Here is a 22,192-nt window from a genome sequence, read left to right on the forward strand (position 1 = left end):
GTCAGCGGCGGGACATGTAGATGTCGAGCGCCTTGTGGAGCAGCTTGTTGAGCGGGAAGTCCCACTCGCCGAGGTACTCGGCCGCCTGCCCGCCGGTGCCGACCTTGAACTGGATCAGGCCGAAGAGGTGGTCGGTCTCGTCCAGCGAGTCGGAGATGCCGCGCAGGTCGTAGACGGTGGCGCCGAGCGCGTAGGCGTCGCGCAGCATCCGCCACTGCATCGCGTTCGAGGGGCGGACCTCACGGCCGATGTTGTCGGAGGCGCCGTAGGAGTACCAGACGTGCCCGCCGACGATCAGCATGGTCGCCGCGGACAGGTTCACGCCGTTGTGCCGCGCGAAATACAGCCGCATGCGGTTGGGGTCCTCGGTGTTGAGGGCCGTCCACATCCGCTGGAAGTACGACAGCGGGCGCGGCCGGAAGTGGTCGCGCACGGCGGTGATCTCGTACAGCCGCTGCCACTCGGCCAGGTCCTCGTAGCCGCCCTGCACGACCTCGACGCCGGCCTTCTCGGCCTTCTTGATGTTGCGGCGCCACAGCTGGTTGAAGTTCTTGTGGACCTCTTCGAGCGAGCGGTTCGCCAGCGGCACCTGGTAGACATAGCGCGGCTGGACGTCGCCGAAGCCGGCGCCGCCGTCCTCGCCCTGCTGCCAGCCCATGCGGCGCAGCTTGTCCGCGACCTCGAAGGCGCGGGGCTCGATGAAGTCGGCCTCCAGGTCACGCAGGCGCTTCACGTCCTGGTCCTGGATGCCGCGCTTGATGGTCGAGGCCTCCCAGCGGCGGATGATCACCGGCGGGCCCATCTTCACGGAGAAGGCGCCCTGCTGCTTCAGGTGGGCGAGCATCGGCTCGATCCACTCCTGCAGGTTCGGGGCGAACCAGTTGATGACCGGGCCCTCGGGCAGGTAGGCGAGGTACCGCTTGATCTTGGGCAGCTGCCGGTAGAGCACCAGACCCGCGCCGACCATCTCGCCCGTGCGCTCGTCGAACCAGCCGAGGTTCTCGGAGCGCCACTCCGCCTTCACGTCTGCCCAGGCCGGGACCTGCATGTGGCTCGCCGACGGCAGGCTCTGGATGTATGCCAGATGCTGCTCGCGACTGATGGTCCTCAGGGTCAGGCTCATTCGGGGCGCTCCTCGGGCTGGTGTGTCCCCATGGGTACAGGGGCTCCGGCTCTCGCGCGAAGCCTACTGCGCCCGGGGTGCGGCCCGTCTGGGCGCACGGGACCTTCGCCCCGGCCGGGGGCCGACCGGGGCGTCACGACGATGTGTGGTGTGCGCGGGTGGTGGCGGCGTCAGTCGACGACTCCGCCGAACAGTCCACCGTGCGCCATGCCCAGGAAGAAACCGACCGCCGACAGGCCGAGGCCCAGGATCAGGCCGAAACGCTCGCGCGTCGTGACGGAGATCCACTGGCCGTACGCCCCGGTGAGGATGCCGATCAGGCCGGTCCAGGAGCTGAGCAGGTGCAGGTGGTGGAACTGCGCCGAGATGAAGGCGGTGAGCCCCAGCACCAGGGTCACCGCCAGCAGGGTGTCCTGGAGCGGATGGGGCTTGCCGTCGGTGGCGAAGAGTCCGCCGGCGGTGTTGGGTCGCATTGCCTGTGCCATGGGCACCTCCTGCGAAGGGCGGCGCATCGTAGCGCCGTACACACCCGATGTGTCCAGATTGACGGTCCTCACGGCCGGATTTCAACCGGAAGCCGCTGTGCGGGTACTCTGTAGCGTCTGCACCGGTGTCTGTCCGGACAGAGCCAGGCGGGAACAGGGAGGGCCACGGCCCCTCCGTCCGGCCCGGAAACCCGCCGCCCGACCCCGTTGTCAGTGGCGGCTGTTCTACTGACAGGCAACGTTGCGCAACGCATCACGACCCTCCTGCCACGGAACGACCGTGGCCGCTGAGTCCAAAGGAGGTGGGTTCCACATGCGTCACTACGAGGTGATGGTCATCCTCGACCCCGATCTCGAGGAGCGCGCTGTCTCCCCGCTGATCGAGAACTTCCTCTCTGTCGTCCGTGACGGCGGCGGAAAGGTCGAGAAGGTCGACACCTGGGGCCGTCGTCGTCTCTCGTACGAGATCAAGAAGAAGCCCGAGGGCATCTACTCGGTCATCGACCTGCAGGCCGAGCCTGCGGTCGTCAAGGAGCTCGACCGCCAGATGAACCTGAACGAGTCGGTCCTCCGGACCAAGGTCCTCCGTCCCGAGACCCACTGAGCTCCGCTCAGCTGATCCCGGGATCCGAGTAGCAGCACAAGCAGCCAGCAGCAAACCCGCCGAGAGGTTCCCCCATGGCAGGCGAGACCGTCATCACGGTCGTCGGCAATCTTGTCGACGACCCCGAGCTGCGCTTCACCCCGTCCGGTGCGGCCGTCGCGAAGTTCCGTGTCGCGTCGACCCCCCGCACCTTCGACCGTCAGACGAACGAGTGGAAGGACGGCGAGAGCCTGTTCCTGACCTGCTCCGTCTGGCGTCAGGCGGCGGAGAACGTCGCCGAGTCGCTCCAGCGAGGCATGCGCGTCATCGTGCAGGGCCGGCTGAAGCAGCGGTCCTACGAGGACCGTGAGGGCGTCAAGCGCACGGTCTACGAGCTGGACGTCGAGGAAGTCGGCGCCAGCCTGCGCAACGCCACGGCCAAGGTCACCAAGACCACCGGCCGCGGTGGCCAGGGCGGCTACGGCGGCGGTGGCGGCGGCCAGCAGGGCGGCGGCTGGGGCGGCGGCCCCGGCGGCGGCCAGCAGGGCGGCGGCGCTCCTGCCGACGACCCGTGGGCGACCGGTGCTCCCGCCGGTGGCCAGCAGGGCGGTGGCGGCGGCTGGGGCGGTGGCTCCGGCGGCAGCGGCGGCGGCTACTCGGACGAGCCCCCCTTCTAGGGCGGGCCGTACCCACACTTCTTGATCACACAGGAGAATCACCATGGCGAAGCCGCCTGTGCGCAAGCCGAAGAAGAAGGTCTGCGCATTCTGCAAGGACAAGGTCACGTACGTGGACTACAAGGACACGAACATGCTGCGGAAGTTCATTTCCGACCGCGGCAAGATCCGTGCCCGCCGCGTGACCGGCAACTGCACGCAGCACCAGCGTGACGTCGCCACGGCCGTGAAGAACAGCCGTGAGATGGCGCTGCTGCCCTACACCTCCACCGCGCGATAAGGGAAGGGTGACCCACTCATGAAGATCATCCTTACCCACGAGGTCTCCGGCCTCGGTGCCGCGGGCGACGTCGTCGACGTCAAGGACGGCTACGCTCGCAACTACCTGATCCCGCGGAAGCTCGCGATCCGCTGGACCAAGGGTGGCGAGAAGGACGTCGAGCAGATCCGTCGCGCTCGCAAGATCCACGAGATCCACACCATCGAGCAGGCCAACCAGGTCAAGGCTCAGCTCGAGGGCGTCAAGGTCCGCCTGGCCGTCCGCTCCGGCGACGCCGGCCGTCTCTTCGGTTCTGTCACCCCGGCCGACATCGCTTCGGCGATCAAGGCTTCCGGTGGCCCCGAGGTCGACAAGCGCCGCATCGAGCTCGGTGCGCCGATCAAGACGCTGGGCGCCCACGAGACGTCGGTGCGTCTGCACCCCGAGGTTGCCGCCACGGTCAACATCGAGGTCGTCGCCGCCTGAGGGCAGCGCTCGCTGAAGCAGTGAGCAATGGGGGCCGTACCCGTGAGGGTGCGGCCCCCATCGCTGTTCCTCGTGGAGGGTGTTTCGCATGAAACCGGCATGAGCGCGATGTTTCACGTGAAACGTTCAGCGTGCCGCGCCCGTCACGACCCAGCGGCCGGAGCGCGACCGCAGCCACAGGGTCAGCATCCGCACGGCCATCATCAGCGTCATCGTCGCCCACAGTGCGGTGAGTCCGCCCCCGAGGGCGGGCACCAGCAGGGCGGCCGGGGTGAAGACGGCGAGGGTCACGAGCATGGCCCAGGCCAGATACGGCCCGTCGCCCGCGCCCATCAGGACGCCGTCCAGCACGAAGACGATGCCGCAGATCGGCTGGGACAGCGCCACGATGATCAGGGCGGGCAGCGCCGCGTCCTTCACGGCCGAGTCGCTGGTGAAGAGCGGCAGGAACACCGGCCGTGCCAGGACGACCAGCACGCCCAGGACGACACCCACGGCCACGCCCCACTCGACCATGCGGCGGCACACGTCCCGTGCCCCTTGCGCGTCACCGGCTCCGAGGTAGCGCCCGATGATGGCCTGCCCCGCGATCGCGATGGCGTCGAGGGCGAAGGCGAGCAGGCTCCACAGGGAAAGGATGATCTGGTGGGCCGCGATGTCGGAGTCACCCAGCCGGGCGGCCACCGCCGTCGCGATCATCAGGATCGCCCGTAGCGAGAGGGTTCTCACCAGCAGCGGCGCACCCGCCTGCGCCGACGCCCGGATACCGGCGACGTCAGGTCGCAGAGAGGCGCCATGCGTGTGTGCGCCGCGCAGCACCACGGCGAGATAGACCGCGGCCATGCCGCACTGCGCGATCACGGTGCCCCATGCGGACCCGGCGATACCGAGGCCGGCGCCGTAGACCAGGACGACGTTGAGGATGCCGTTGGCGACGAAGCCGGCAACCGCCACGTAGAGGGGTGTCCGGGTGTTCTGCAGTCCGCGGAGCACTCCGGTCGCCGCGAGCACGATCAGCATCGCCGGGATGCCGAGCGACGAGATGCGCAGATAGGTGACGGCATACGGGGCGGCGGTCTCGGAGGCGCCGAAAAGGTCCACGAGTGCGGGCGCGGTGGGGAGGACGACGGCCATGACGGCGGCGCCGAGCAGCAGCGCCAGCCAGATGCCGTCCATGCCCTGGCGGATGGCGGCGGGGAGGTCACCGGCGCCGACCCGACGGGCGACGGCCGCCGTGGTGGCGTAGGCGAGGAAGACGAAGACGCTCACCGAGGTCACCAGGAGGGCCGACGCGACGCCGAGTCCGGCGAGCTGTGCCGTGCCGAGATGGCCGACGATGGCACTGTCCGCCATCACGAACAGGGGCTCGGCGACGAGGGCGCCGAAGGCCGGGACGGCCAGCATGACGATCTCTCGGTCATGCCGGCGGCGGGCGGCCTTGGGGCGCGCGGGGGCCTGTGTCATGTGCACCAATCTAATCATCCACAGGTAAGAGATGCCAGCACTTTGTGCCCCTTACTTTGTGGCTCAGGGTGTGGGGTTGCGTACACCTGTCGAACGGATTGTGATCCCCGGGGGGAAGTTTTTCTTCTGCACAGCCCGTGGACGGCAAAGCAGCAGGTCAGGTGCTTCTTCACAGGGTGTTCACGGGCTTGTTCACAGCGCTGTCCACCGGCTCGTGCACAGGTTTCGCGGAGTTCTCCACAGCTCTGGGGCTGCTGTCCACACGGCCTGTGGATAACCAGATTGGCTGACGGTGCCGACGGGCCTACGGTGGTCCGGCGCCTGCTCCGTCCATCGGTTTCGGAAACGTCACAAAACCGGCGTCCGTCAAGCGGAGTTGGGCCCCCTTATTTGTCAGTGTCGTGCCGTAGAACTGAGTGGCACGGCGAGATCCGCTCCGGCGGACGGGAGGAGGTGGCTCGGTGAGCATTTCCGAGCCCTTGGACGACCCGTGGGCCGACAGCGGTCCCAGTGATCGTCTGCCCGCCTCCCGCCGTACGGGTGATCACGGCCGAGGCAGGGACGAGCAGCACGACCGCGGCCCGGACCGGGGTGTGTGGGACGGCGGAGGCTCGGCCTTCGAGCGGGTTCCTCCCCAGGACCTGGAGGCGGAGCAGTCCGTACTGGGCGGCATGCTGCTGTCCAAGGACGCCATCGCCGACGTCGTCGAGATCCTCAAGGGCCACGACTTCTACAAGCCGGCCCACGAGACGATCTACACCGCCATCCTCGACGTCTATGCCAAGGGCGAGCCGGCCGACCCGATCACCATCGCCGCGGAACTGACCAAGCGCGGCGAGATCAACAAGGTGGGCGGGGCGTCGTACCTGCACACCCTCGTGCAGACGGTGCCGACGGCGGCCAACGCCGCGTACTACGCGGAGATCGTGCACGAACGGGCGGTGCTGCGCCGCCTGGTCGAGGCGGGGACGCGCATCACCCAGATGGGATACGCGGCCGACGACGACGTCGACGAGATCGTCAACCGCGCCCAGGCGGAGATCTACGCCGTCACCGAGCAGCGCACCAGCGAGGACTACCTGCCGCTCGGCGACATCATGGAGGGCGCCCTCGACGAGATCGAGGCGATCGGGTCGCGCAGCGGCGAGATGACGGGTGTGCCCACCGGGTTCACCGACTTCGACTCGCTCACCAACGGACTGCACCCCGGTCAGATGATCGTCATCGCCGCTCGTCCCGCGATGGGCAAGTCGACGCTCGCGCTGGACTTCGCGCGGGCGGCCTCCATCAAGAACAACCTGCCCAGCGTCATCTTCTCGCTCGAAATGGGCCGCAACGAGATCGCGATGCGTCTGCTGTCGGCTGAGGCCCGCGTCGCCCTGCACCACATGCGGTCCGGCACGATGACCGACGAGGACTGGACCCGCCTGGCGCGCCGGATGCCGGACGTCTCGGCCGCCCCGCTCTACATCGACGACTCGCCGAACCTGTCGATGATGGAGATCCGCGCCAAGTGCCGTCGGCTGAAGCAGCGCAACGACCTGAAGCTGGTGGTCATCGACTACCTCCAGCTGATGCAGTCGGGCGGCTCCAAGCGCGCCGAGAGCCGCCAGCAGGAGGTCTCGGACATGTCCCGAAACCTCAAGCTGCTCGCCAAGGAGCTGGAGATCCCGGTCATCGCGCTGTCCCAGCTGAACCGTGGTCCCGAGCAGCGCACGGACAAGAAGCCGATGGTCTCCGACCTGCGTGAATCGGGCTCCATCGAGCAGGACGCCGACATGGTCATCCTGCTGCACCGCGAGGACGCCTACGAGAAGGAGTCCCCGCGCGCCGGCGAGGCCGACCTGATCGTCGCCAAGCACCGCAACGGCCCGACGGCCACGATCACGGTCGCGTTCCAGGGTCACTACTCGCGCTTCGTGGACATGGCGCAGACCTGAGGCGTCCCGCCACCTGCTGGGCGCGTCGGCCTGGCTCACCTGCTGAACTGGTGGCATGACGTCACCTCAGGAAGAACTGCTGCCCGGTACCCGGCGGGCGTTGCTGCACCGGATCGCCGTCGCGCAGAGGGAAGGGCGGGCTCCGTCGCTCGTCGCGGCTGTCGTGCGGGGCGGGAGGACCGTGTGGAGCGGGTCCAGGAGCTCGGTGGAGGGGGAGGTCCCGGACGGCGACGTCCAGTACCGGATCGGGTCGATCACCAAGACCTTCACCGCCGTCCTGATGATGCGGCTGCGCGACGAGGGGCTGCTCGACCTCGCCGACCCGCTGGAGAAGCACCTGCCCGGCACCGGCGTGGGCGAGGTGACCGTCGTCGATCTGCTCGCGCACCGCGCCGGGCTGGCCGCTGAGACGCCCGGCCCCTGGTGGGAGCGGACCCCCGGATCCCTGCGTCCCGGACTCGCCGACATCCTGGGGGACCGTCCCTTCGTCCATCCCGTGGGCCGGCGCTTCCACTACTCCAACCCCGGCTACGCGCTCCTCGGCGCCCTGGTCGAGGAGCTGCGCGGGGCGCCGTGGCCGGACGTCCTGCGGCGCGAGGTGCTCGAACCTCTGGGACTGCGCCGCACGACCGTGGAGCCCGTGGCGCCGCACGCGGGCGGCTGGGCCGTGCATCCGTGGGCCGACGTGATGCAGCCCGAGCCGTTGGAGAACCTGGGCGTGATGGCTCCCGCCGGGCAGCTGTGGTCCACCACCGGGGACCTGGCGCGCTTCGCGGCCTTCCTGGCGGCGGGGGACGAGCGGGTGCTGAGCGCCGAGTCGGTCCGGGAGATGCGGACACCGGCGGCGCCGGCCGAGGCGGCGGACGTGACCGACGGGTACGCGTACGGCCTGGGGCTCGAGCTGCGCCATCAGGCAGGGAGGGCGCTCGTCGGGCACACCGGCTCGCTCCCGGGGTTCCTGGCCTGCCTGACCATGGGCCTCGCGGACGACGTCAGCGCGGTGGTCCTCGCCAACTGCACCTCCGGACCCGCGCCGTTCACCGTCGCCGCGGACCTGGTGCGGATCGTCGCGGAGGCGGAGCCGCGTATCCCCGCGCCGTGGCGGCCGCTCCGGCAGGTCCAGGAGGAGGAATCCGCCGTGCTCGACCTCGTGGGCCAGTGGTACTGGGGGACCTACGCCTTCGGGCTGCGGCTGTCGGCCGACGGGGTGCTCGCGCTGGAGCCGCTCTCCGGGAAGGGGCGGCGCTCACGCTTCCGGGCGGACGGTGACGGCGGCTGGGTGGGGCTCGAGGGCTACTACGCGGGGGAGGTGCTGAAGCCCGTACGGCGCCCGGACGGCACGGTCAGCCACCTCGACCTCGGCTCGTTCGTGTTCACCCGGCAGCCGTACGAGGAGGGCGCCCCGGTGCCCGGTGGCGTGGACGCGGAGGGGTGGCGGGGCCTGCAGTAGGTCCGACGGGGCGCGACACCGACGTACGCAGAGCGGCCGTGTTTCACGTGAAACACGGCCGCTTCCTCACAACACCAGCTTGAAGCCCACGTGCGACGCCGTGAAACCGAGCCGCTCGTAGAAGCGGCGGGCGTCGGTGCGGGTGTTGTCCGAGGTCAGCTGGACCAGTTGGCAGCCCTCGCGGTGAGAGGTGTCGATCGCCCACTCGATCATCCGGGTGCCCAGACCGCCGCCGCGTTCGTCCGCGTGGATGCGTACGCCCTCGATGACCGACCGCGTGGCGCCGCGCCGGGACAGTCCCGGAATGATCGTGAGCTGAAGCGTCCCGACGACGCGTCCTTCCCGGACGGCGACGACAAGGTGCTGGTTCGGGTCGGCGCGCAGCCGTTCCAGCGCGGTCAGGTAGGGCGCGAGGTCCTCCGGTGACTCGCGCTGCGCACCCAGCGGGTCGTCCGCGAGCAGGGCGACGATCGCCGGGACGTCGTCGGCGGTCGCGGGCCGTATCTCGAAATCTCCCATGCCGCGCACCCTATGCGGGCACAGGCGCCTTCAGTGTCTCCACGACGCGGACCAGCGGGGCGAGGTCGGGGTTCTTCGCCGCCTCGTCGAGCGCCTCGCGCAGCGCGGTGTCGTTGGTGGGCCGCGCCTCCTCCAGCAGCTTGAGGCCGGCCTCGGTGACGTCGGTGTAGATGCCTCGCCGGTCGGTGGGGCAGAGGTAGCGCTCCAGCAGACCGCGGTCCTCGAGCCGGGTGACCAGCCGGGTGGTGGCGCTCTGGCTGAGTACGACCGCGTCGGCGACCTGCTTCATCTGCAGATGTCCACCCTCACCGGAGTGCTGCCGGCTCAACACGTCGAGCAGCGAGTACTCCCGCACGCTCAGATCGTGCTTGGCCTGCAGGGCGCGCTCGATGTGCGCCTCGATCCTCCCGTGCAGCAGCGAGAGAGCGCACCAGCCCTGGGTGAGGGCGGTGAGTGCGGGATCCGTGGCTGTCATGGGGTGGTCCTCCGTCCAGCAGGGTCTGACACCAGGGTAGAGCACGAACGAAATATCCCGCGCTTGCAAATATCCCGCGTCTGCAATTATTGTCGAGTCTCGTTAAGTGCTCCCGCAATCTCCGGAAGGTCTGTTCCCTCATGCCTCTCGCGCTTCTGGCCCTCGCGATCGGGGCCTTCGGGATCGGCACCACCGAATTCGTGATCATGGGCTTGCTGCCCGAGGTCGCGGGCGACTTCGGTGTCTCCATCCCCACCGCCGGTTACCTCGTGACCGGCTACGCCCTGGGTGTCATGTTCGGCGCCCCCCTGATGACCGTGCTCGGCACCAAGATCTCCCGTAAGCGCATGCTGATGCTGCTGATGGGCCTCTTCGTCGTCGGGAACCTGCTGTCGGCGCTGGCCCCCACCTTCGGCCTCATGCTGACCGGACGGGTGGTCGCCTCCCTGGCCCACGGCGCCTTCTTCGGCATCGGTTCCGTGGTCGCCGCCGACCTGGTCGCCCCCGACAAGCGGGCCGGCGCCATCTCGCTGATGTTCACCGGCCTCACCGTCGCCAACGTCGTCGGTGTGCCGCTGGGCACCCTGGTCGGCCAGTCCCTGGGCTGGCGCGTCACCTTCGGCATCGTCGCCGCGCTCGGCGTGGTCGGCCTGCTGGGCGTCGCCAAGCTGGTGCCCGACATGCCCAAGCCCGAGGGCGTGCGGCTGCGCCACGAGCTGGCCGCGCTGAAGAACGTGCAGGTCCTGCTCGCCATGGCGATGACCGTGCTCGGCTTCGGCGGCGTCTTCGCGGCGATCACCTACATCGCGCCGATGATGACGCACGTCGCGGGCTTCGCCGACGGCTCCGTCACCTGGCTGCTGGTGCTGTTCGGCCTCGGCATGGTCGGCGGCAACCTCGTCGGCGGCAAGTACGCCGACCGCGCCCTGATGCCGATGCTGTACGTGTCCCTCGGTGCCCTCGCCGCCGTCCTGGCGCTGTTCACCCTGACCGCCCACAACAAGATCGCCGCGGCCGTCACCATCGCCCTCGTCGGCGCGCTCGGCTTCGCCACCGTCCCGCCGCTGCAGAAGCGAGTCCTGGACCACGCGCACGGCGCGCCCACCCTGGCCTCGGCACTCAACATCGGCGCCTTCAACCTGGGCAACGCGCTGTCCGCCTGGCTCGGCGGCCTCGTGATCGCCGCCGGACTCGGCTACACCGCCCCCAACTGGGTCGGCGCCGTCCTCGCCGCGGCCGCCCTGGCGCTCGCCGTCCTCTCGGCCGGCCTCGAGCGCCGTGAGCGGGCGGCCGGCGCCCCGGTCGCCGGCACGGTCCTCGCGGAGCACCCGACCGTCGTCATGCACTGACCCCCGGCGCCTCCGGGCGCGGGGCCAGGGCCGTCCCCGCGCCCGCCGATCCCCCTTCCGTCCGTCACGTCGGACACCGCACGAACCGCAAGGAGAACCGCCTCATGACCACCACCGCCGTCGCCCCGCTGACCACCGCGGACGCCGAAGCCCTCGTCACCGCCGCCGTCGAGGCCGCTGAGAAGGCCGGTGTCACCGTCAGCGTCACCGTCCTCGACGCGGGCGGGCACCTGCTCGCCTTCCGCCGGGACGACCGGGCCGTGCTGATCTCCGGTGAGACCAGCACGCGCAAGGCCTACACCGCTCTGCAGCTGAACACGCCCACCGCCGACCTGGTGGACGCCGTGCAGCCCGGCGGCCTCTTCCACACCCTGCCCACCGCCCTCGACCGGCCGCTGCTCTTCATCGCGGGCGGCGTGCCCGTACGGCGTGACGGCCGGCTCATCGGCGCCGTCGGCGTCGGCGGCGGCGCCCCGGAACAGGACCACGGCTTCGCCACCGCCGCCGTGGAGTCCCTCGCCTGACGGCGCACGGGCCGCCAACCCCGTACGACGTGGCACAGCGCGCCTGTACGGCGCACCGCACAGTGACGCCGGTCCCGCAGCACACGCGGGACCGGCGTCGCCGTTCGTGCACACCGTCAGGCGGCCGCGACCGTCACCGGGGCGAACCGCCTGCTCCAGTCCCCCGGCAGCTCCGTGATCCCGTGCGTCATGACGGCGTTGAACGCGACCGGTTCGAGGCCGTGCTCCTTCACCCAGTCGAGCAGCTCACGGTGCCGGACGTCGATGTCGGTGCGCAGCGGCCGGTTGGTGTGGGCGGCCAGAGAAACGATGAGTGCCTGGGCGGTCGCGGTGTCCCGGGCGATCAGCGGGCCCACGACATGGGTGTCCATGTTGGGCCAGGCGGCGGCGTAGCCGATGATCCGTCCGTCCTCCTCGGCCACCCGAAGCTGGTCCGCGAAGGCGGGCAGGCGGGTCACGATGTGGGTCCGGTCGGTGCCGAAGACCTCCTCGTCGAGCCGCAGGATCGCCGGAAGGTCGTCGGCGGTGGCCGTGCGGGTCAGGACGTCCGGCCGGCCGGACGGGACGAAGCGGCCGCGCACCATCTCGGCCTGCCCGGTGGCCTTGAAACCGAGCTCCTCGTACAGCGGCCGGCCCAGAGGCGTGGCGTGCAGGGTGAGGGGGGTGATGCCCGCCTCCTCGACGACATGGCGCATCAGCCGGCGTCCGAGGCCCTGACGCGAGTGGCGCTCCGCGACGAGCACCATGCCCACGGCCGCCAGGGAGGGCCGCTCGCGGGGCCCGTACTCGGTGACGACGCAGGCGGCTGCCAGACCGCCGTCAGGGGCGTCGACGCCGTGGCCGCGTCCGGCCGCGAGCAGGAGTCCCCACTTGTGCTCCTCCCGGGGCCACCCCCGGTCCTCGGACAGGTCGGCGCAGGCGGTGAGATCGCGGAGCGTCAGACGACGGATGGGCAGGGAGTCGAGAGAAGGTGTCGGCACGCAGGTCAGGCTGTCCGACCGGAGCCTTCGGCGTCCACCTGTTTCCGCAGATGCGTACGTGCTTTTGGCCATCCCGTCCAGGCCGGGATCAGCCCAGGTCGGAGGCGTGCAGCGCACGCACGCCCTCGATGTTGCCGTCGAGGTAGTGCCGCAGGGACAGCGGTACGAGGTGGACGGAGGCGATGCCGACCCGGGTGAAGGGCACGCGCACGATCTCGTACTCGCCGGCGGGTTCCTCGACCTCCGGGCCGTGCCGCAGGGACGGGTCCATGGACTCCAGACGGCAGACGAAGAAGTGCTGCACCTTCACGCCGGTGGAGCTCTCGTCCTCGCCGATGTGCTCCACGGTGTCCACGAAGCACGGCACCACATCCGTGATCTTGGCGCCGAGCTCCTCGTACACCTCGCGGTGCAGGGCGTGGACGACGGTCGGGTCCTCCGGCTCGACCCCGCCGCCGGGGGTGACCCAGTACGGGTCCACACCAGGTTTGGTGCGCTTGATCAGGATCAGGTGATCGCCGTCCAGCAGAACGGCTCGGGCGGTGCGCTTGACCACGGGTCGGACGGTCATGGGGGGAATGTGGCCCAGCTGGTTCCACGTGAAACATCGCCGGACGCCCTTGCTCCGGCCGCCGGGACACCGGGCCGACGGCACCCCCGTCAGCACCGGTCGGCGGTACCCCCGTCAGACCGGTCGGCGGCATCTTCGTCAGCTCCAGCCGACGGCCGCCCGCTCCAGCCACTCATGGGCCCGTGCGATGTGCGGCATCGCCAGCGTGCCGGTACGGACGGCGAGGAAGTAGGTGCGCAGCGGAGGCACCGTCGGTTCGTGCAGGGCCACCACCTCGCCGCGTTCCAGCGCGCCCGCGCACAGATAGCGCGGCAGCACGGCGAGACCCGCCCCGGCCGTAGCGCACGCCAGCACGGCGCGCAGGTCCGGGACGATCACCGTTCCCGGACAGACCGGACGGGAGTCGAACACGGAGGCCCAGTAGCGGGCGACGAAGGGCAGCGACTCGTGCACCTCCACGACCGGGACCCGTTCGAGGGCGCCCGGACCGGACCGGCGCAGCGTCCCGGTGCCGATCCGCTCGGCCCACCGCGGGGCGGCGACCAGGACGTGCTCCTCGTCGCAGAGCGCGGTCGCCGAGAGCAGCGCGCCGCGCGGGCGGACGGTGCTGATGGCCAGGTCCTGGTGGCCGGCGGCGAGCCCTTCGAGGACCTCGTCGGCGGTGCCGAAGGAGGCGCGGAGCGCGAAGCCCTGGCCGTCCTCGCCGGTCAGCTCCGTGAGCGCGGGCAGCGCCCGCTCGGCGGTGAACTCGGGAGGCCCGGCGAGATGCAGGGTGCGTAAGGAGGAGTCCTCCTCCAGCCCGGACTCGGCTATCTCCACCAGCGCGTCCAGGTGGGGCGCCGCCTTGTGGGCGAGCTCGTCGCCGATCGTCGTCGGCGTCACCCCGCGGGCCTGCCGCAGGAACAGGGGCCGTCCGACCTGCCGCTCCAGGGTTCTGATCTGCGAGGTGACGGCCGGCTGCGAGAGGCCCAGCAGGGCGGCCGCGCGCGTGAAGGAACCGGCCCGGTGCACGGTCACGAAGGTCCGCAGCAAGGCCAGATCCACGGCACGCACCCCTCCCTCGTCGGCCCGCCGCAGACCGGACGGAGCCAACTATAAATTTGTCGATAGGTCGCTGTCGCTACTGTGATTGGACACTGACACTGAGTCAACTAGCCTGAGTCGCGCGGTTCTTCGCGCGCGGAACCGAGGACGGTCCGAGCCACGAGGGGGGAGGCTCGGACCGTCCGCAGGGGGTGTCGTCCGTCAGATGTGCGCAGGTCAGCCCGCTGTCGCGTCCAGAGCCCGCAGTACGTCGGCGATCAGGTCCTCCGGGTCCTCGGCCCCGACGGAGAAGCGGACGAAGCCCTCCGGAACGGCGTCCCCGCCCCAGCGGCCGCGCCGTTCCGCCGTGGACCGCACACCGCCGAAGCTCGTCGCGTCGTCCACGAGACGCAGGGCGTCCAGGAAGCCGTCCGCACGCTCGCGGGACGGCAGCGTGAAGGACACCACGCACCCGTAGCGGCGCATCTGCTGCGACGCGATCTTGTGCGACGGGTCGTCCGGCAGCCCCGGATAGCGCAGACCCGTGACCTCCGGCCGTTCCCGCAGCGCCTCGGCGAGCCGCAGCGCGGTCGCGTTCTGCCGCTCGACCCGCAGCTGCAGCGTGGCGATCGACCGGTGCGCGAGCCACGCCTCCATCGGCCCCGGGATGGCGCCGACGATCTTCCGCCAGCGCCGGACCGCGGCCATCGCCTCGGCGTCCCGGCCGACGACGTACCCGAGGAGCACGTCACCGTGTCCGGTCAGCTGCTTGGTGCCGCTGGCCACCGCGAAGTCCGCGCCGAGCTCCAGTGGACGCTGGCCCAGCGGCGTCGCCAGGGTGTTGTCGACGGCGACCAGGGCCCCCTGCGCGTGGGCCGCGTCGGCGAGCCGCCGCACGTCGCACACGTCGAGACCCGGGTTCGAGGGCGTCTCGATCCACAGCAGCTTCGCGCCGTCCAGCACCTCCAGCTGGGCGTCCCCGCCGGTCGGCGCGGTGCGCACCTCGATGCCGTACGCCTCCAGCTGGGCGCGCGCCAGCGGCAGCGCCTGGTAGCCGTCGTCGGGCAGGACGACCGCGTCCCCCGCGCGGAGCTGCGAGAACAGCACCGCGGAGATGGCGGCCATGCCCGAGGCGAACACCAGCGTCTCGACGCCGTCCCGCCCCGGGCCCTCCAGCTCGCCGATCGCCCGCTCCAGCAGGGTCCACGTCGGGTTCTCGTCCCGGCCGTAGGTGTACGGGCCGGTGGGGTCGCCCGGCAGATGGAAGTGGGCCGCGAACACCGGCCCGGGCAGGGTCGGCTCGTGCTTCACCGGCTCGGGCAGCCCGGCCCGCACCGCACGGGTGCCGTCGCCCGGCCCGCCCGTGCCTCTCGTCGCGTCGTTCATGCCGCCCGTCCTTCCACCTGCTCACGTACCGCGGCGAGCAGCCCGTGGCTCGCCGCCTCCACCATCTCAAGACACGCGTCGAAACCCTCGGGACCCCCGTAGTACGGGTCGGGCACGTCGAGGTCGTCGCCGGCCGCCGGGTCGTACGACCGCAGCAGCCGCACCTTCTCCGCGTCCCGCTCCGTGGGTGCGAGGCGGCGCAGCGCCCTGAGATGACCCGCGTCCAGGGCGACGACGAGATCGAGCCGGCCGAACCAGGACGGGTCGAACTGCCGGGCCGTGTGCTCGGCGTCGTAGCCGTTCTCCCGCAGCACGGCGACGGTGCGGGGGTCCGCGCCCTCGCCCTCGTGCCAGCCGCCGGTGCCGGCGCTGTCGACCTCGACCAGGTCTTCCAGACCGGCCTCGGCCACGCGCGCGCGGAAGACGAACTCGGCCATCGGAGAGCGGCAGATGTTGCCGGTGCACACGAAGCAGACGCGGTAGGTCATGGTGGTCAGTCCCCGTCGGGCAGGATCACGTTCAGGGCCCAGGAGACCACGGAGATGATGAGACCGCCCACCACGGCCGTCCAGAAGCCGTCCACGTGGAAACTCAGGTCGAACTGGTCGGCGAGCCAGGAGGTGAGCAGCAGCATCAGGGCGTTCACGACCAGGGTGAACAGGCCCAGGGTCAGGATGAGCAGCGGCAGGCTCAGCAGCTTGACCACCGGCTTGACCAGGAAGTTCACCACGCCGAAGATCAGCGCCACCAGGAACAGCGTGCCTATCTCCTTGCCGGTGCTGTCCCCGGTCAGGGTGATCTTGTCGAGGAGCCAGACCGCGACCGCGAGGGCTCCCGCGTTGGCGATCGTCTTGACTAGGAAATTCTTCATGTGTCTGATCGTGGCAGACAGCATCGTGATCGGGCAGTGAGGGCAGGGGCGGGACCCGTGAAAGCATTCAGGCTGGACGAACTCGAAGCGGAGCGCGCCGCGAACGACGGGGCGTACCTGCAGTTCCTGCGGGAACGGAACATGTCGGTCGGTCTCTACGCCCTGGACGCGGGCGCCCAGGACCCGCAGCAGCCGCACCACCAGGACGAGGTGTACCTCGTGGTCAGCGGCCGTGCCTCGATCACCGTCGGCATGGAGACCACCGAGGTCGCGCGCGGCAGCGTCGTCTACGTGCCGGCCGGGGTGGCGCACAAGTTCCACCACATCAGCGAGGACCTGCGGGTCGTCGTGGTGTTCTCTCCGCCGGAGAGCTGAGGGCGGGCCCCGGGGTTCCCTAGGGGACGGGTCAGGGGAGGACAAGGGATCCGGGAGCCCCGTCCGGTCCCCGGCCGCCCTAGCATCGGGAGCGGACGTCATCGACAGGACCCGGCAGGCAGCGGGCGGAGAGGTAAGGACGAGGCCATGCGAGAGATCTTCACGGGACTGCCGTGGTGGGTGAAGTGGATCGCGGTGCCGGTCATCGCCCTGGTGGTGTTCGGCGGCCTGATAGCGAGCGTGGTCGGCTTCGTCATCGGCCTGCTCTTCAAGGCGCTGGTCTTCGTCGCCCTGGTCGGCGGACTCATCTACGTGGTGCGGAAGTTCACGGCGAGCTCCTCCTCGCGCGACTGGTGAGCCGGCGGGAACCGGCGGGGCGGTAACGGGATACGCCGGTTCCCTCGGGTGGGGGAAGTTTCCGTACAGGGCCTCCTGCGTGCGGTGACGGACGGTTAGAGTCCGGAACTCGACGCGGGGCCGGTCCCCGCGAACGGCGACCCCACCACCCGTGTTCCCCGCACGGGCTGCCCCCTCGCGCTACGGGAGTGACCCTTGGCCACGACTGGCACCGCCCCCGCATCTCGGACCGCGGTCCCCCCGCAGCCCCGTTCGCCGGCCCCGCCCACGTCTCCCCCCGGCACGACCCTCATCGGCTCGGTCCAGCGCGCCATGCGCCTGCTGGAGACCGTCGCCGCCCATGAGCACGGCGCCCCCGCCAAGCAGCTCGCCCGAGAGACCGGGCTGGCGCTCCCCACGGCCTACCACCTGCTGCGCACCCTGGTGCACGAGGGCTATCTGCGGCGTGACCGCGGGATGTTCTACCTCGGGGAGGCCGCCGAGCGGCTCGGCGGCAGCGGAGCCCGGCAGAAACGTCGCAGCACGGTGGCCGACACCCTCGCCCGCTGGCGGGACGCGGTCGGCGTCCCCGTCTACTACGCGGCCTACCGCGACGGCGAGATCGGCCTGATCGGCGTCGCCGACACCCCGGGCAATCCGGCCGTCGAGGAGTGGACCGACTTCCGGGAGACCGCCCACGCCCACGCCCTCGGCCAGTGTCTCCTCGCGCAGCTGGACGACGCGGCCCGGCGCGACCACCTCGGCCGCTACCCGGTGCGCCCGGTCACCCCGTACACGGTTCGCGACGCCGCGAGCCTGCTGCGGCGCCTGGAACGGGTGCGGGAGACGGACCTGGTGATCGAACGTCAGGAGTACGCGCTGGGGACGGTGTGCGCCGCGATCCCCCTCAAGGTCGGCGCGACGGCGGCCACTGTGGCCGTCTCACTGCCTGTGCACCAGGGCGACCGGCTCCTTCCGACGGTCCAGCGGCTGCAGGCCGAAATGCGCTGCCTGCTCGGCTCGCTCGCACTGTCTATCAGTATTTGAAAACTCACTCCTTGTGATCTGCTGTGTACGTTCAGCAAGATTCCCTCTAGAGTCAGGGTCCATGCCCGGCCAGTCCGCGGCGAATGACGGGGTAGGCGATGCGCGAATCCGTACAGGCAGAGGTCATGATGAGCTTTCTCGTGTCGGAGGAGCTTTCCTTCCGCATTCCGGTGGAGCTGCGTTATGACACCTGCGATCCCTACGCGGTGCGGCTGACCTTCCATCTGCCCGGAGACGCCCCCGTGACCTGGGCGTTCGGCAGGGAGCTGCTGGTCGACGGCGTGGGCAGGCCCTGCGGCGAGGGCGATGTGCGGGTCGCGCCGGTCGACCCCGACACCCTGGGCGAGGTGCTGATCCGGCTCCAGGTCGGCAGCGACCAGGCCCTGTTCCGCTCGTCGACCGCCCCGATCGTGGCCTTCCTCGACCGCACCGACAAACTGGTGCCGCTGGGGCAGGAAGGGGCGCTCGCCGACTTCGACGCCCACCTCGACGACGCGCTCGACCGCATCCTCGCGGAGCAGAGCGCCGGCTGACGCGTTGAGCCGACCGGGTGAGCCGGTGGCGTAACGCTTCAGCGCGCTCCGGACGTCCTCTCGCGGCGGCGTGGTCAGCGCTTGCGGCGCCTGCCCCGCCCGCCCCGAGCCATGGCAGGCCGCGGTTCCGGTGCGTGGCCGACGGCCTGGTCGTGCGCCACCGGCTGTCCGGGCACCGGGGCGCGGTCCGCCGGGCGGTCCGCCGAGACGACCAGCGCGGCCAGGGCCGTGGTCACCGGCACCGAGGCCACCAGGCCGATCGACCCGATCAGCGTGCGCACGATCTCCTCCGCGACCAGCTCGCTGTTGGCGACGGTCCCCACGCTGCTCTGCGCCACCGAGAACAGCAGCAGCAGCGGCAGCGCGGCGCCCGCGTAGGCGAGGACGAGGGTGTTGACCACGGACGCGATGTGGTCACGGCCGATGCGGATGCCCGCGCGGTACAGCGTGCGGCGGCCCATCGCAGGGTTGGCCTCGTGCAGCTCCCACACGGCGGACGTCTGGGTGACCGTCACGTCGTCCAGGACGCCTAGCGAGCCGATGATGACGCCCGCGAGCAGCAGGCCGCTCATGTCGATGTCCGGGTAGAGGCCGTGGATGAGGCCGGTGTTGTCGTCGGTGTTGCCGGTGAGGGCCGACCAGCCGATGAACACCGACCCCAGGATGCCGATCAGCAACAGCGAGACCAGGGTGCCCAGCACCGCCACCGAGGTGCGGGCCGACAGCCCGTGACAGAGGTACAGCGCGAGCAGCATGATCAGGCTCGCTCCCACCACCGCCACGACCAGCGGGTTCGAGCCCTGCAGGATCGCCGGCAGGATGAAGAAGTTGAGCACCAGGAAGCTGACCGCCAGCGCGACCAGCGCCATGACGCCCCGCAGACGGCCCACGGCCACCACGGCGAGCGCGAAGACACCGGCCAGCAGGGCGAGCGGGAAGCGGCGGTTCACGTCGGCGACCGAGTACTGGAGGTCCTCCGGGGCCGACGGCTCGTAGGCGACGACGACCCCCTGGCCCTCGCTCAACTGCCGTGACTGGTCCGGCTGCACGATCTCCGTGAACGTCCGGCCCTTGTCCTTGCCGGTGTCGACCCGGATCGTCGCCTTCTTGCAGGTGCCGTTCGCCTGCTGCTGGGCCGAGGAACCCTCGGCGGTGGAGGTGTCACCGGTCGGGACGCCGGCGGAGGGGTTGGCCGAGGCGCAGTCCATCGCGACCACCTCGGTGACCGTGCCCTGCTGCGTCTGGCGGTCGAAGCCGACGCCGGTGCGCTCGTGCGCGGGGGCGCCGCCCGGCCACAACACGGCCAGGCCGACGAGGACCGCTGCGGTGAAGGGGATGAGGACCGCGGCGATGACCTTGCGGAGGTGGCGGGAGACGGGGGCGGCGGGGCCGTGACTGTGGCTGTGCCCGTGGCTGTGGATCTGAGCGGGGCCGTGCCCGTGGTCTTGCCCGCTCGTCGGAGACGGGGCATCAGCCGGCGTCCCCGGCGGGCTCAAGCGCCGGTGGGAGCCGGTGTGTTCGTGCGAGCCCGTGCGTCCCTGCCCGGGACCGTGCCCGTGCGGCTGCCCGGGACCGTGCCCGTGCGGGGCGTCGGCACCGCGCGGTGGCTCGGACGGCGGGTACGGAGGCGGAGAGTTCGGAGTCACCGACCGATCATCGCAAGAAGGAAGGGGGCCCTCTGTTCACCGCGCCAGAAATGACGCTAGCGTGGAGGCACCTTTTGTACACGCGGGAGCTCGGAGCACCGGGCTGAGAGGGCGCTGACCTCCGTCTCAGCGATGTTCCACGTGAAACATCACCGACAGCGGGTGATGTTTCACACGGGACGTCGGCAGACGGAAACCGCTGCGTCGACCGCCGAACCTGTTACCGGGTAATGCCGGCGTAGGGAGTAGGTCTCATGACCAACAAGGACGCACGCACGCCTGCCTCCACGCAGAACCCGACGGAGACGTCGGAGGCCGTGGAGGCCGGGAAGTCCATCGGCTGGCACAAGGCGTACGTCGAGGGCAGCCGCCCCGACCTGCGGGTGCCGGTCCGTCAGGTGCACCTCACCAACGGGCAGTCGGTCACCCTGTACGACACATCGGGCCCGTACACCGATCCACTCGTCGACACCGACGTCCGCCGGGGACTGGCCCCGCTGCGCGAGAACTGGATCGTCGCCCGCGGCGACACGGAGGAGTACGCGGGCCGTCCCGTCCGTCCCGAGGACGACGGGATCAAGCACACCTCGCCGCGCGGGGGACTGCGCAACCTCGACGCGGTCTTCCCCGGCCGGCCACGGCTGCCGCGCCGGGGCCGGGAGGGGAAGGCCGTCACGCAGCTGGCGTACGCGCGCCGGGGCGAGATCACGCCCGAGATGGAGTTCGTGGCGATCCGGGAGAACGTCTCCCCCGAGGTGGTCCGCGAGGAGATCGCGGCGGGTCGCGCGGTGCTGCCCGCCAACGTCAACCACCCGGAGAGCGAGCCGATGATCATCGGCAAGCGGTTCCTGGTGAAGGTCAACGCCAACATCGGCAACTCGGCGGTCACCTCCTCCATCGAGGAGGAGGTGGAGAAGATGACCTGGGCGACCCGCTGGGGCGCCGACACGGTCATGGACCTCTCCACCGGCCGCAACATCCACACCACCCGCGAGTGGGTGCTGCGCAACTCCCCCGTCCCCATCGGCACCGTGCCGCTCTACCAGGCGCTGGAGAAGGTCGACGGCAAGGCCGAGGAGCTGACCTGGGAGATCTACAAGGACACGGTCATCGAGCAGGCCGAGCAGGGCGTGGACTACATGACGGTCCACGCGGGCGTCCGGCTCGCATACGTGCCGCTCACCGCGAACCGCAAGACCGGGATCGTCTCGCGCGGCGGGTCGATCATGGCGGCGTGGTGCCTGGCGCACCACAGGGAGTCGTTCCTCTACGAGCACTTCGAGGAACTGTGCGAGATCCTCGCCGCGTACGACGTGACGTACTCGCTGGGCGACGGTCTGCGGCCCGGGTCCATCGCGGACGCCAACGACGAGGCGCAGTTCGCGGAGCTGCGGACGCTGGGTGAGCTCAACAGCATCGCCAAGCGGCACAACGTGCAGACCATGATCGAGGGGCCGGGACACGTCCCGATGCACAAGATCAAGGAGAACATCGACCTCCAGCAGGAGATCTGCGAGGAGGCGCCGTTCTACACGCTCGGCCCGCTCACCACGGACGTCGCGCCCGCGTACGACCACATCACCTCGGGCATCGGCGCCGCGATGATCGCCTGGTGGGGCACGGCGATGCTCTGCTACGTCACGCCGAAGGAGCACCTGGGTCTGCCCAACAGGGACGACGTGAAGACCGGCGTGATCACCTACAAGATCGCCGCCCATGCGGCCGACCTCGCCAAGGGCCACCCCGGAGCCCAGGAATGGGACGACGCGCTGTCCGACGCGCGGTTCGAGTTCCGGTGGGAGGACCAGTTCAACCTGGCCCTCGACCCGGACACGGCCCGCGAGTTCCACGACGAGACGCTTCCGGCGGAGCCGGCGAAGACGGCGCACTTCTGCTCGATGTGCGGGCCGAAGTTCTGCTCGATGAAGATCTCCCAGGACATCCGCCGCGAACACGGCGGCAGCCGCACGGAGATCGAGGAGGGGATGGCCCAGAAGTCGCGGGAATTCGCGGCGGCGGGCAACCGGGTGTATCTGCCGATCGCGGACTGACCGAGGGGGAGGCGGCGGCCGGCGCCCACACGGCTGCCG

Annotated in this window: 25 protein-coding genes; 13 read left to right on the forward strand and 12 right to left on the reverse strand. The window is 70.4% G+C overall.

The window, feature by feature from the left end:
- Position 1: 1 nt before the first annotated feature.
- Entirely contained in the window at positions 2-1,123 is a 1,122-nt protein-coding gene (gene femX, locus ACQY0Z_RS07080; RefSeq protein ID WP_189897102.1) for a peptidoglycan bridge formation glycyltransferase FemX, read from the reverse strand.
- 170 nt (positions 1,124-1,293) lie between these two features.
- Positions 1,294-1,608: a hypothetical protein gene (locus ACQY0Z_RS07085; RefSeq protein WP_189897103.1), complete on the reverse strand. Its 315-nt coding sequence runs from the start codon at positions 1,606-1,608 to the stop codon at positions 1,294-1,296.
- Positions 1,609-1,921: 313 nt separating this feature from the next.
- Between ACQY0Z_RS07085 and rpsF the strand changes: the two genes are divergently transcribed.
- The 4 genes from rpsF (at position 1,922) to rplI (ending at position 3,613) form a co-directional block, all read left to right on the forward strand.
- Positions 1,922-2,212 carry a 30S ribosomal protein S6 gene (rpsF, locus tag ACQY0Z_RS07090; protein ID WP_004985983.1) on the forward strand — a complete coding sequence of 97 codons (291 nt, stop codon included), beginning with the start codon at positions 1,922-1,924 and terminating at the stop codon, positions 2,210-2,212.
- A gap of 74 nt (positions 2,213-2,286) precedes the next feature.
- A complete protein-coding gene (locus ACQY0Z_RS07095) occupies positions 2,287-2,868 on the forward strand; it encodes a single-stranded DNA-binding protein (RefSeq protein ID WP_189897105.1) in 582 nt (193 codons plus the stop codon).
- Positions 2,869-2,911: 43 nt separating this feature from the next.
- Positions 2,912-3,148: a 30S ribosomal protein S18 gene (gene rpsR / locus ACQY0Z_RS07100; protein WP_003949403.1), complete on the forward strand. Its 237-nt coding sequence runs from the start codon at positions 2,912-2,914 to the stop codon at positions 3,146-3,148.
- Between the two features lie 18 nt (positions 3,149-3,166).
- The gene (gene rplI / locus ACQY0Z_RS07105; protein WP_019525358.1) at positions 3,167-3,613 is read left to right on the forward strand and encodes a 50S ribosomal protein L9; all 447 of its coding nucleotides are present in this window, start codon (positions 3,167-3,169) and stop codon (positions 3,611-3,613) included.
- A gap of 126 nt (positions 3,614-3,739) precedes the next feature.
- Here rplI and ACQY0Z_RS07110 read toward each other — a convergent pair whose 3' ends face one another.
- The gene (locus ACQY0Z_RS07110; protein WP_189897107.1) at positions 3,740-5,077 is read right to left on the reverse strand and encodes an MATE family efflux transporter; all 1,338 of its coding nucleotides are present in this window, start codon (positions 5,075-5,077) and stop codon (positions 3,740-3,742) included.
- 461 nt (positions 5,078-5,538) lie between these two features.
- Here ACQY0Z_RS07110 and dnaB point away from each other — a divergent pair, with 461 nt between their 5' ends.
- Together dnaB and ACQY0Z_RS07120 are read left to right on the forward strand one after the other, a co-directional pair.
- Complete coding sequence (dnaB, locus tag ACQY0Z_RS07115; RefSeq protein ID WP_026243900.1) at positions 5,539-7,017, forward strand: replicative DNA helicase; 1,479 nt, start codon at positions 5,539-5,541, stop codon at positions 7,015-7,017.
- A 55-nt stretch (positions 7,018-7,072) separates the two neighbouring features.
- A complete protein-coding gene (locus ACQY0Z_RS07120) occupies positions 7,073-8,467 on the forward strand; it encodes a serine hydrolase domain-containing protein (protein ID WP_439811982.1) in 1,395 nt (464 codons plus the stop codon).
- Between the two features lie 66 nt (positions 8,468-8,533).
- Here ACQY0Z_RS07120 and ACQY0Z_RS07125 read toward each other — a convergent pair whose 3' ends face one another.
- Positions 8,534-8,986, reverse strand: a complete 453-nt coding sequence (locus ACQY0Z_RS07125) for a GNAT family N-acetyltransferase (RefSeq protein ID WP_439811983.1) — start codon at positions 8,984-8,986, stop codon at positions 8,534-8,536.
- Positions 8,987-8,996: 10 nt separating this feature from the next.
- On the reverse strand, positions 8,997-9,461 hold the full coding sequence (locus ACQY0Z_RS07130) for a MarR family winged helix-turn-helix transcriptional regulator (RefSeq protein ID WP_189897112.1): 465 nt from the start codon (positions 9,459-9,461) through the stop codon (positions 8,997-8,999).
- Between the two features lie 140 nt (positions 9,462-9,601).
- Here ACQY0Z_RS07130 and ACQY0Z_RS07135 point away from each other — a divergent pair, with 140 nt between their 5' ends.
- Positions 9,602-10,810: an MFS transporter gene (locus ACQY0Z_RS07135; RefSeq protein ID WP_254585708.1), complete on the forward strand. Its 1,209-nt coding sequence runs from the start codon at positions 9,602-9,604 to the stop codon at positions 10,808-10,810.
- A 104-nt stretch (positions 10,811-10,914) separates the two neighbouring features.
- Positions 10,915-11,334, forward strand: coding sequence for a GlcG/HbpS family heme-binding protein (locus ACQY0Z_RS07140; protein ID WP_189897115.1), 420 nt, complete (start codon positions 10,915-10,917; stop codon positions 11,332-11,334).
- A 116-nt stretch (positions 11,335-11,450) separates the two neighbouring features.
- On the opposite strand, the gene ACQY0Z_RS07145 is transcribed toward ACQY0Z_RS07140, so the two are convergent.
- The 6 genes from ACQY0Z_RS07145 to ACQY0Z_RS07170 form a co-directional block, all read right to left on the reverse strand.
- Positions 11,451-12,314 carry a GNAT family N-acetyltransferase gene (locus tag ACQY0Z_RS07145; protein ID WP_254585707.1) on the reverse strand — a complete coding sequence of 288 codons (864 nt, stop codon included), beginning with the start codon at positions 12,312-12,314 and terminating at the stop codon, positions 11,451-11,453.
- Positions 12,315-12,402: 88 nt separating this feature from the next.
- Positions 12,403-12,885, reverse strand: a complete 483-nt coding sequence (locus ACQY0Z_RS07150; protein ID WP_189897118.1) for an NUDIX domain-containing protein — start codon at positions 12,883-12,885, stop codon at positions 12,403-12,405.
- 138 nt (positions 12,886-13,023) lie between these two features.
- On the reverse strand, positions 13,024-13,929 hold the full coding sequence (locus ACQY0Z_RS07155; protein ID WP_254585706.1) for a LysR family transcriptional regulator: 906 nt from the start codon (positions 13,927-13,929) through the stop codon (positions 13,024-13,026).
- 216 nt (positions 13,930-14,145) lie between these two features.
- The gene (locus ACQY0Z_RS07160) at positions 14,146-15,294 is read right to left on the reverse strand and encodes a cystathionine gamma-lyase (RefSeq protein ID WP_254585705.1); all 1,149 of its coding nucleotides are present in this window, start codon (positions 15,292-15,294) and stop codon (positions 14,146-14,148) included.
- Positions 15,291-15,782 (reverse strand): low molecular weight protein-tyrosine-phosphatase, encoded by a 492-nt coding sequence (locus ACQY0Z_RS07165; protein WP_189897124.1) that lies wholly within the window; start codon positions 15,780-15,782, stop codon positions 15,291-15,293. Before ACQY0Z_RS07165 ends, ACQY0Z_RS07160 begins: the two co-directional genes overlap by 4 nt.
- Before the next feature lie 5 nt (positions 15,783-15,787).
- Positions 15,788-16,165 carry a phage holin family protein gene (locus ACQY0Z_RS07170; RefSeq protein WP_189897125.1) on the reverse strand — a complete coding sequence of 126 codons (378 nt, stop codon included), beginning with the start codon at positions 16,163-16,165 and terminating at the stop codon, positions 15,788-15,790.
- A 57-nt stretch (positions 16,166-16,222) separates the two neighbouring features.
- On the opposite strand from ACQY0Z_RS07170, the gene ACQY0Z_RS07175 reads away from it, so the two are divergent.
- From ACQY0Z_RS07175 to ACQY0Z_RS07190, 4 genes are all read left to right on the forward strand, one after another.
- Complete coding sequence (locus ACQY0Z_RS07175) at positions 16,223-16,540, forward strand: cupin domain-containing protein (protein WP_019525343.1); 318 nt, start codon at positions 16,223-16,225, stop codon at positions 16,538-16,540.
- 147 nt (positions 16,541-16,687) lie between these two features.
- Positions 16,688-16,897, forward strand: a complete 210-nt coding sequence (locus ACQY0Z_RS07180) for a DUF5326 family protein (RefSeq protein ID WP_019525342.1) — start codon at positions 16,688-16,690, stop codon at positions 16,895-16,897.
- A gap of 195 nt (positions 16,898-17,092) precedes the next feature.
- On the forward strand, positions 17,093-17,923 hold the full coding sequence (locus ACQY0Z_RS07185; protein WP_381727682.1) for an IclR family transcriptional regulator: 831 nt from the start codon (positions 17,093-17,095) through the stop codon (positions 17,921-17,923).
- A 98-nt stretch (positions 17,924-18,021) separates the two neighbouring features.
- Positions 18,022-18,456: an SsgA family sporulation/cell division regulator gene (locus tag ACQY0Z_RS07190; RefSeq protein ID WP_189897129.1), complete on the forward strand. Its 435-nt coding sequence runs from the start codon at positions 18,022-18,024 to the stop codon at positions 18,454-18,456.
- Positions 18,457-18,530: 74 nt separating this feature from the next.
- Here ACQY0Z_RS07190 and ACQY0Z_RS07195 read toward each other — a convergent pair whose 3' ends face one another.
- Entirely contained in the window at positions 18,531-20,102 is a 1,572-nt protein-coding gene (locus ACQY0Z_RS07195) for a YibE/F family protein (RefSeq protein ID WP_439811984.1), read from the reverse strand.
- Positions 20,103-20,356: 254 nt separating this feature from the next.
- Between ACQY0Z_RS07195 and thiC the strand changes: the two genes are divergently transcribed.
- A complete protein-coding gene (gene thiC, locus ACQY0Z_RS07200) occupies positions 20,357-22,153 on the forward strand; it encodes a phosphomethylpyrimidine synthase ThiC (protein ID WP_189897132.1) in 1,797 nt (598 codons plus the stop codon).
- Positions 22,154-22,192 lie beyond the last annotated feature (39 nt).

Origin of the sequence: Streptomyces sp. P9-2 (assembly GCF_051903975.1) — a bacterium.
Taxonomy (GTDB): Bacteria; Actinomycetota; Actinomycetes; order Streptomycetales; family Streptomycetaceae; genus Streptomyces; species Streptomyces cellulosae.

Coding starts and splice junctions, on each gene's coding strand:
- femX (WP_189897102.1), bottom strand. CDS start 1,123: ATGAGCCTGACCCTGAGGACCATCAGTCGCGAGCAGCATCTGGCATAC.
- ACQY0Z_RS07095 (WP_189897105.1), top strand. CDS start 2,287: ATGGCAGGCGAGACCGTCATCACGGTCGTCGGCAATCTTGTCGACGAC.
- ACQY0Z_RS07140 (WP_189897115.1), top strand. CDS start 10,915: ATGACCACCACCGCCGTCGCCCCGCTGACCACCGCGGACGCCGAAGCC.
- ACQY0Z_RS07125 (WP_439811983.1), bottom strand. CDS start 8,986: ATGGGAGATTTCGAGATACGGCCCGCGACCGCCGACGACGTCCCGGCG.
- ACQY0Z_RS07130 (WP_189897112.1), bottom strand. CDS start 9,461: ATGACAGCCACGGATCCCGCACTCACCGCCCTCACCCAGGGCTGGTGC.
- rplI (WP_019525358.1), top strand. CDS start 3,167: ATGAAGATCATCCTTACCCACGAGGTCTCCGGCCTCGGTGCCGCGGGC.
- ACQY0Z_RS07150 (WP_189897118.1), bottom strand. CDS start 12,885: ATGACCGTCCGACCCGTGGTCAAGCGCACCGCCCGAGCCGTTCTGCTG.
- ACQY0Z_RS07180 (WP_019525342.1), top strand. CDS start 16,688: ATGCGAGAGATCTTCACGGGACTGCCGTGGTGGGTGAAGTGGATCGCG.
- ACQY0Z_RS07170 (WP_189897125.1), bottom strand. CDS start 16,165: ATGAAGAATTTCCTAGTCAAGACGATCGCCAACGCGGGAGCCCTCGCG.
- ACQY0Z_RS07160 (WP_254585705.1), bottom strand. CDS start 15,294: ATGAACGACGCGACGAGAGGCACGGGCGGGCCGGGCGACGGCACCCGT.
- ACQY0Z_RS07135 (WP_254585708.1), top strand. CDS start 9,602: ATGCCTCTCGCGCTTCTGGCCCTCGCGATCGGGGCCTTCGGGATCGGC.
- rpsF (WP_004985983.1), top strand. CDS start 1,922: ATGCGTCACTACGAGGTGATGGTCATCCTCGACCCCGATCTCGAGGAG.
- ACQY0Z_RS07190 (WP_189897129.1), top strand. CDS start 18,022: ATGCGCGAATCCGTACAGGCAGAGGTCATGATGAGCTTTCTCGTGTCG.
- ACQY0Z_RS07085 (WP_189897103.1), bottom strand. CDS start 1,608: ATGGCACAGGCAATGCGACCCAACACCGCCGGCGGACTCTTCGCCACC.
- rpsR (WP_003949403.1), top strand. CDS start 2,912: ATGGCGAAGCCGCCTGTGCGCAAGCCGAAGAAGAAGGTCTGCGCATTC.
- ACQY0Z_RS07165 (WP_189897124.1), bottom strand. CDS start 15,782: ATGACCTACCGCGTCTGCTTCGTGTGCACCGGCAACATCTGCCGCTCT.
- thiC (WP_189897132.1), top strand. CDS start 20,357: ATGACCAACAAGGACGCACGCACGCCTGCCTCCACGCAGAACCCGACG.
- ACQY0Z_RS07110 (WP_189897107.1), bottom strand. CDS start 5,077: ATGACACAGGCCCCCGCGCGCCCCAAGGCCGCCCGCCGCCGGCATGAC.
- ACQY0Z_RS07120 (WP_439811982.1), top strand. CDS start 7,073: ATGACGTCACCTCAGGAAGAACTGCTGCCCGGTACCCGGCGGGCGTTG.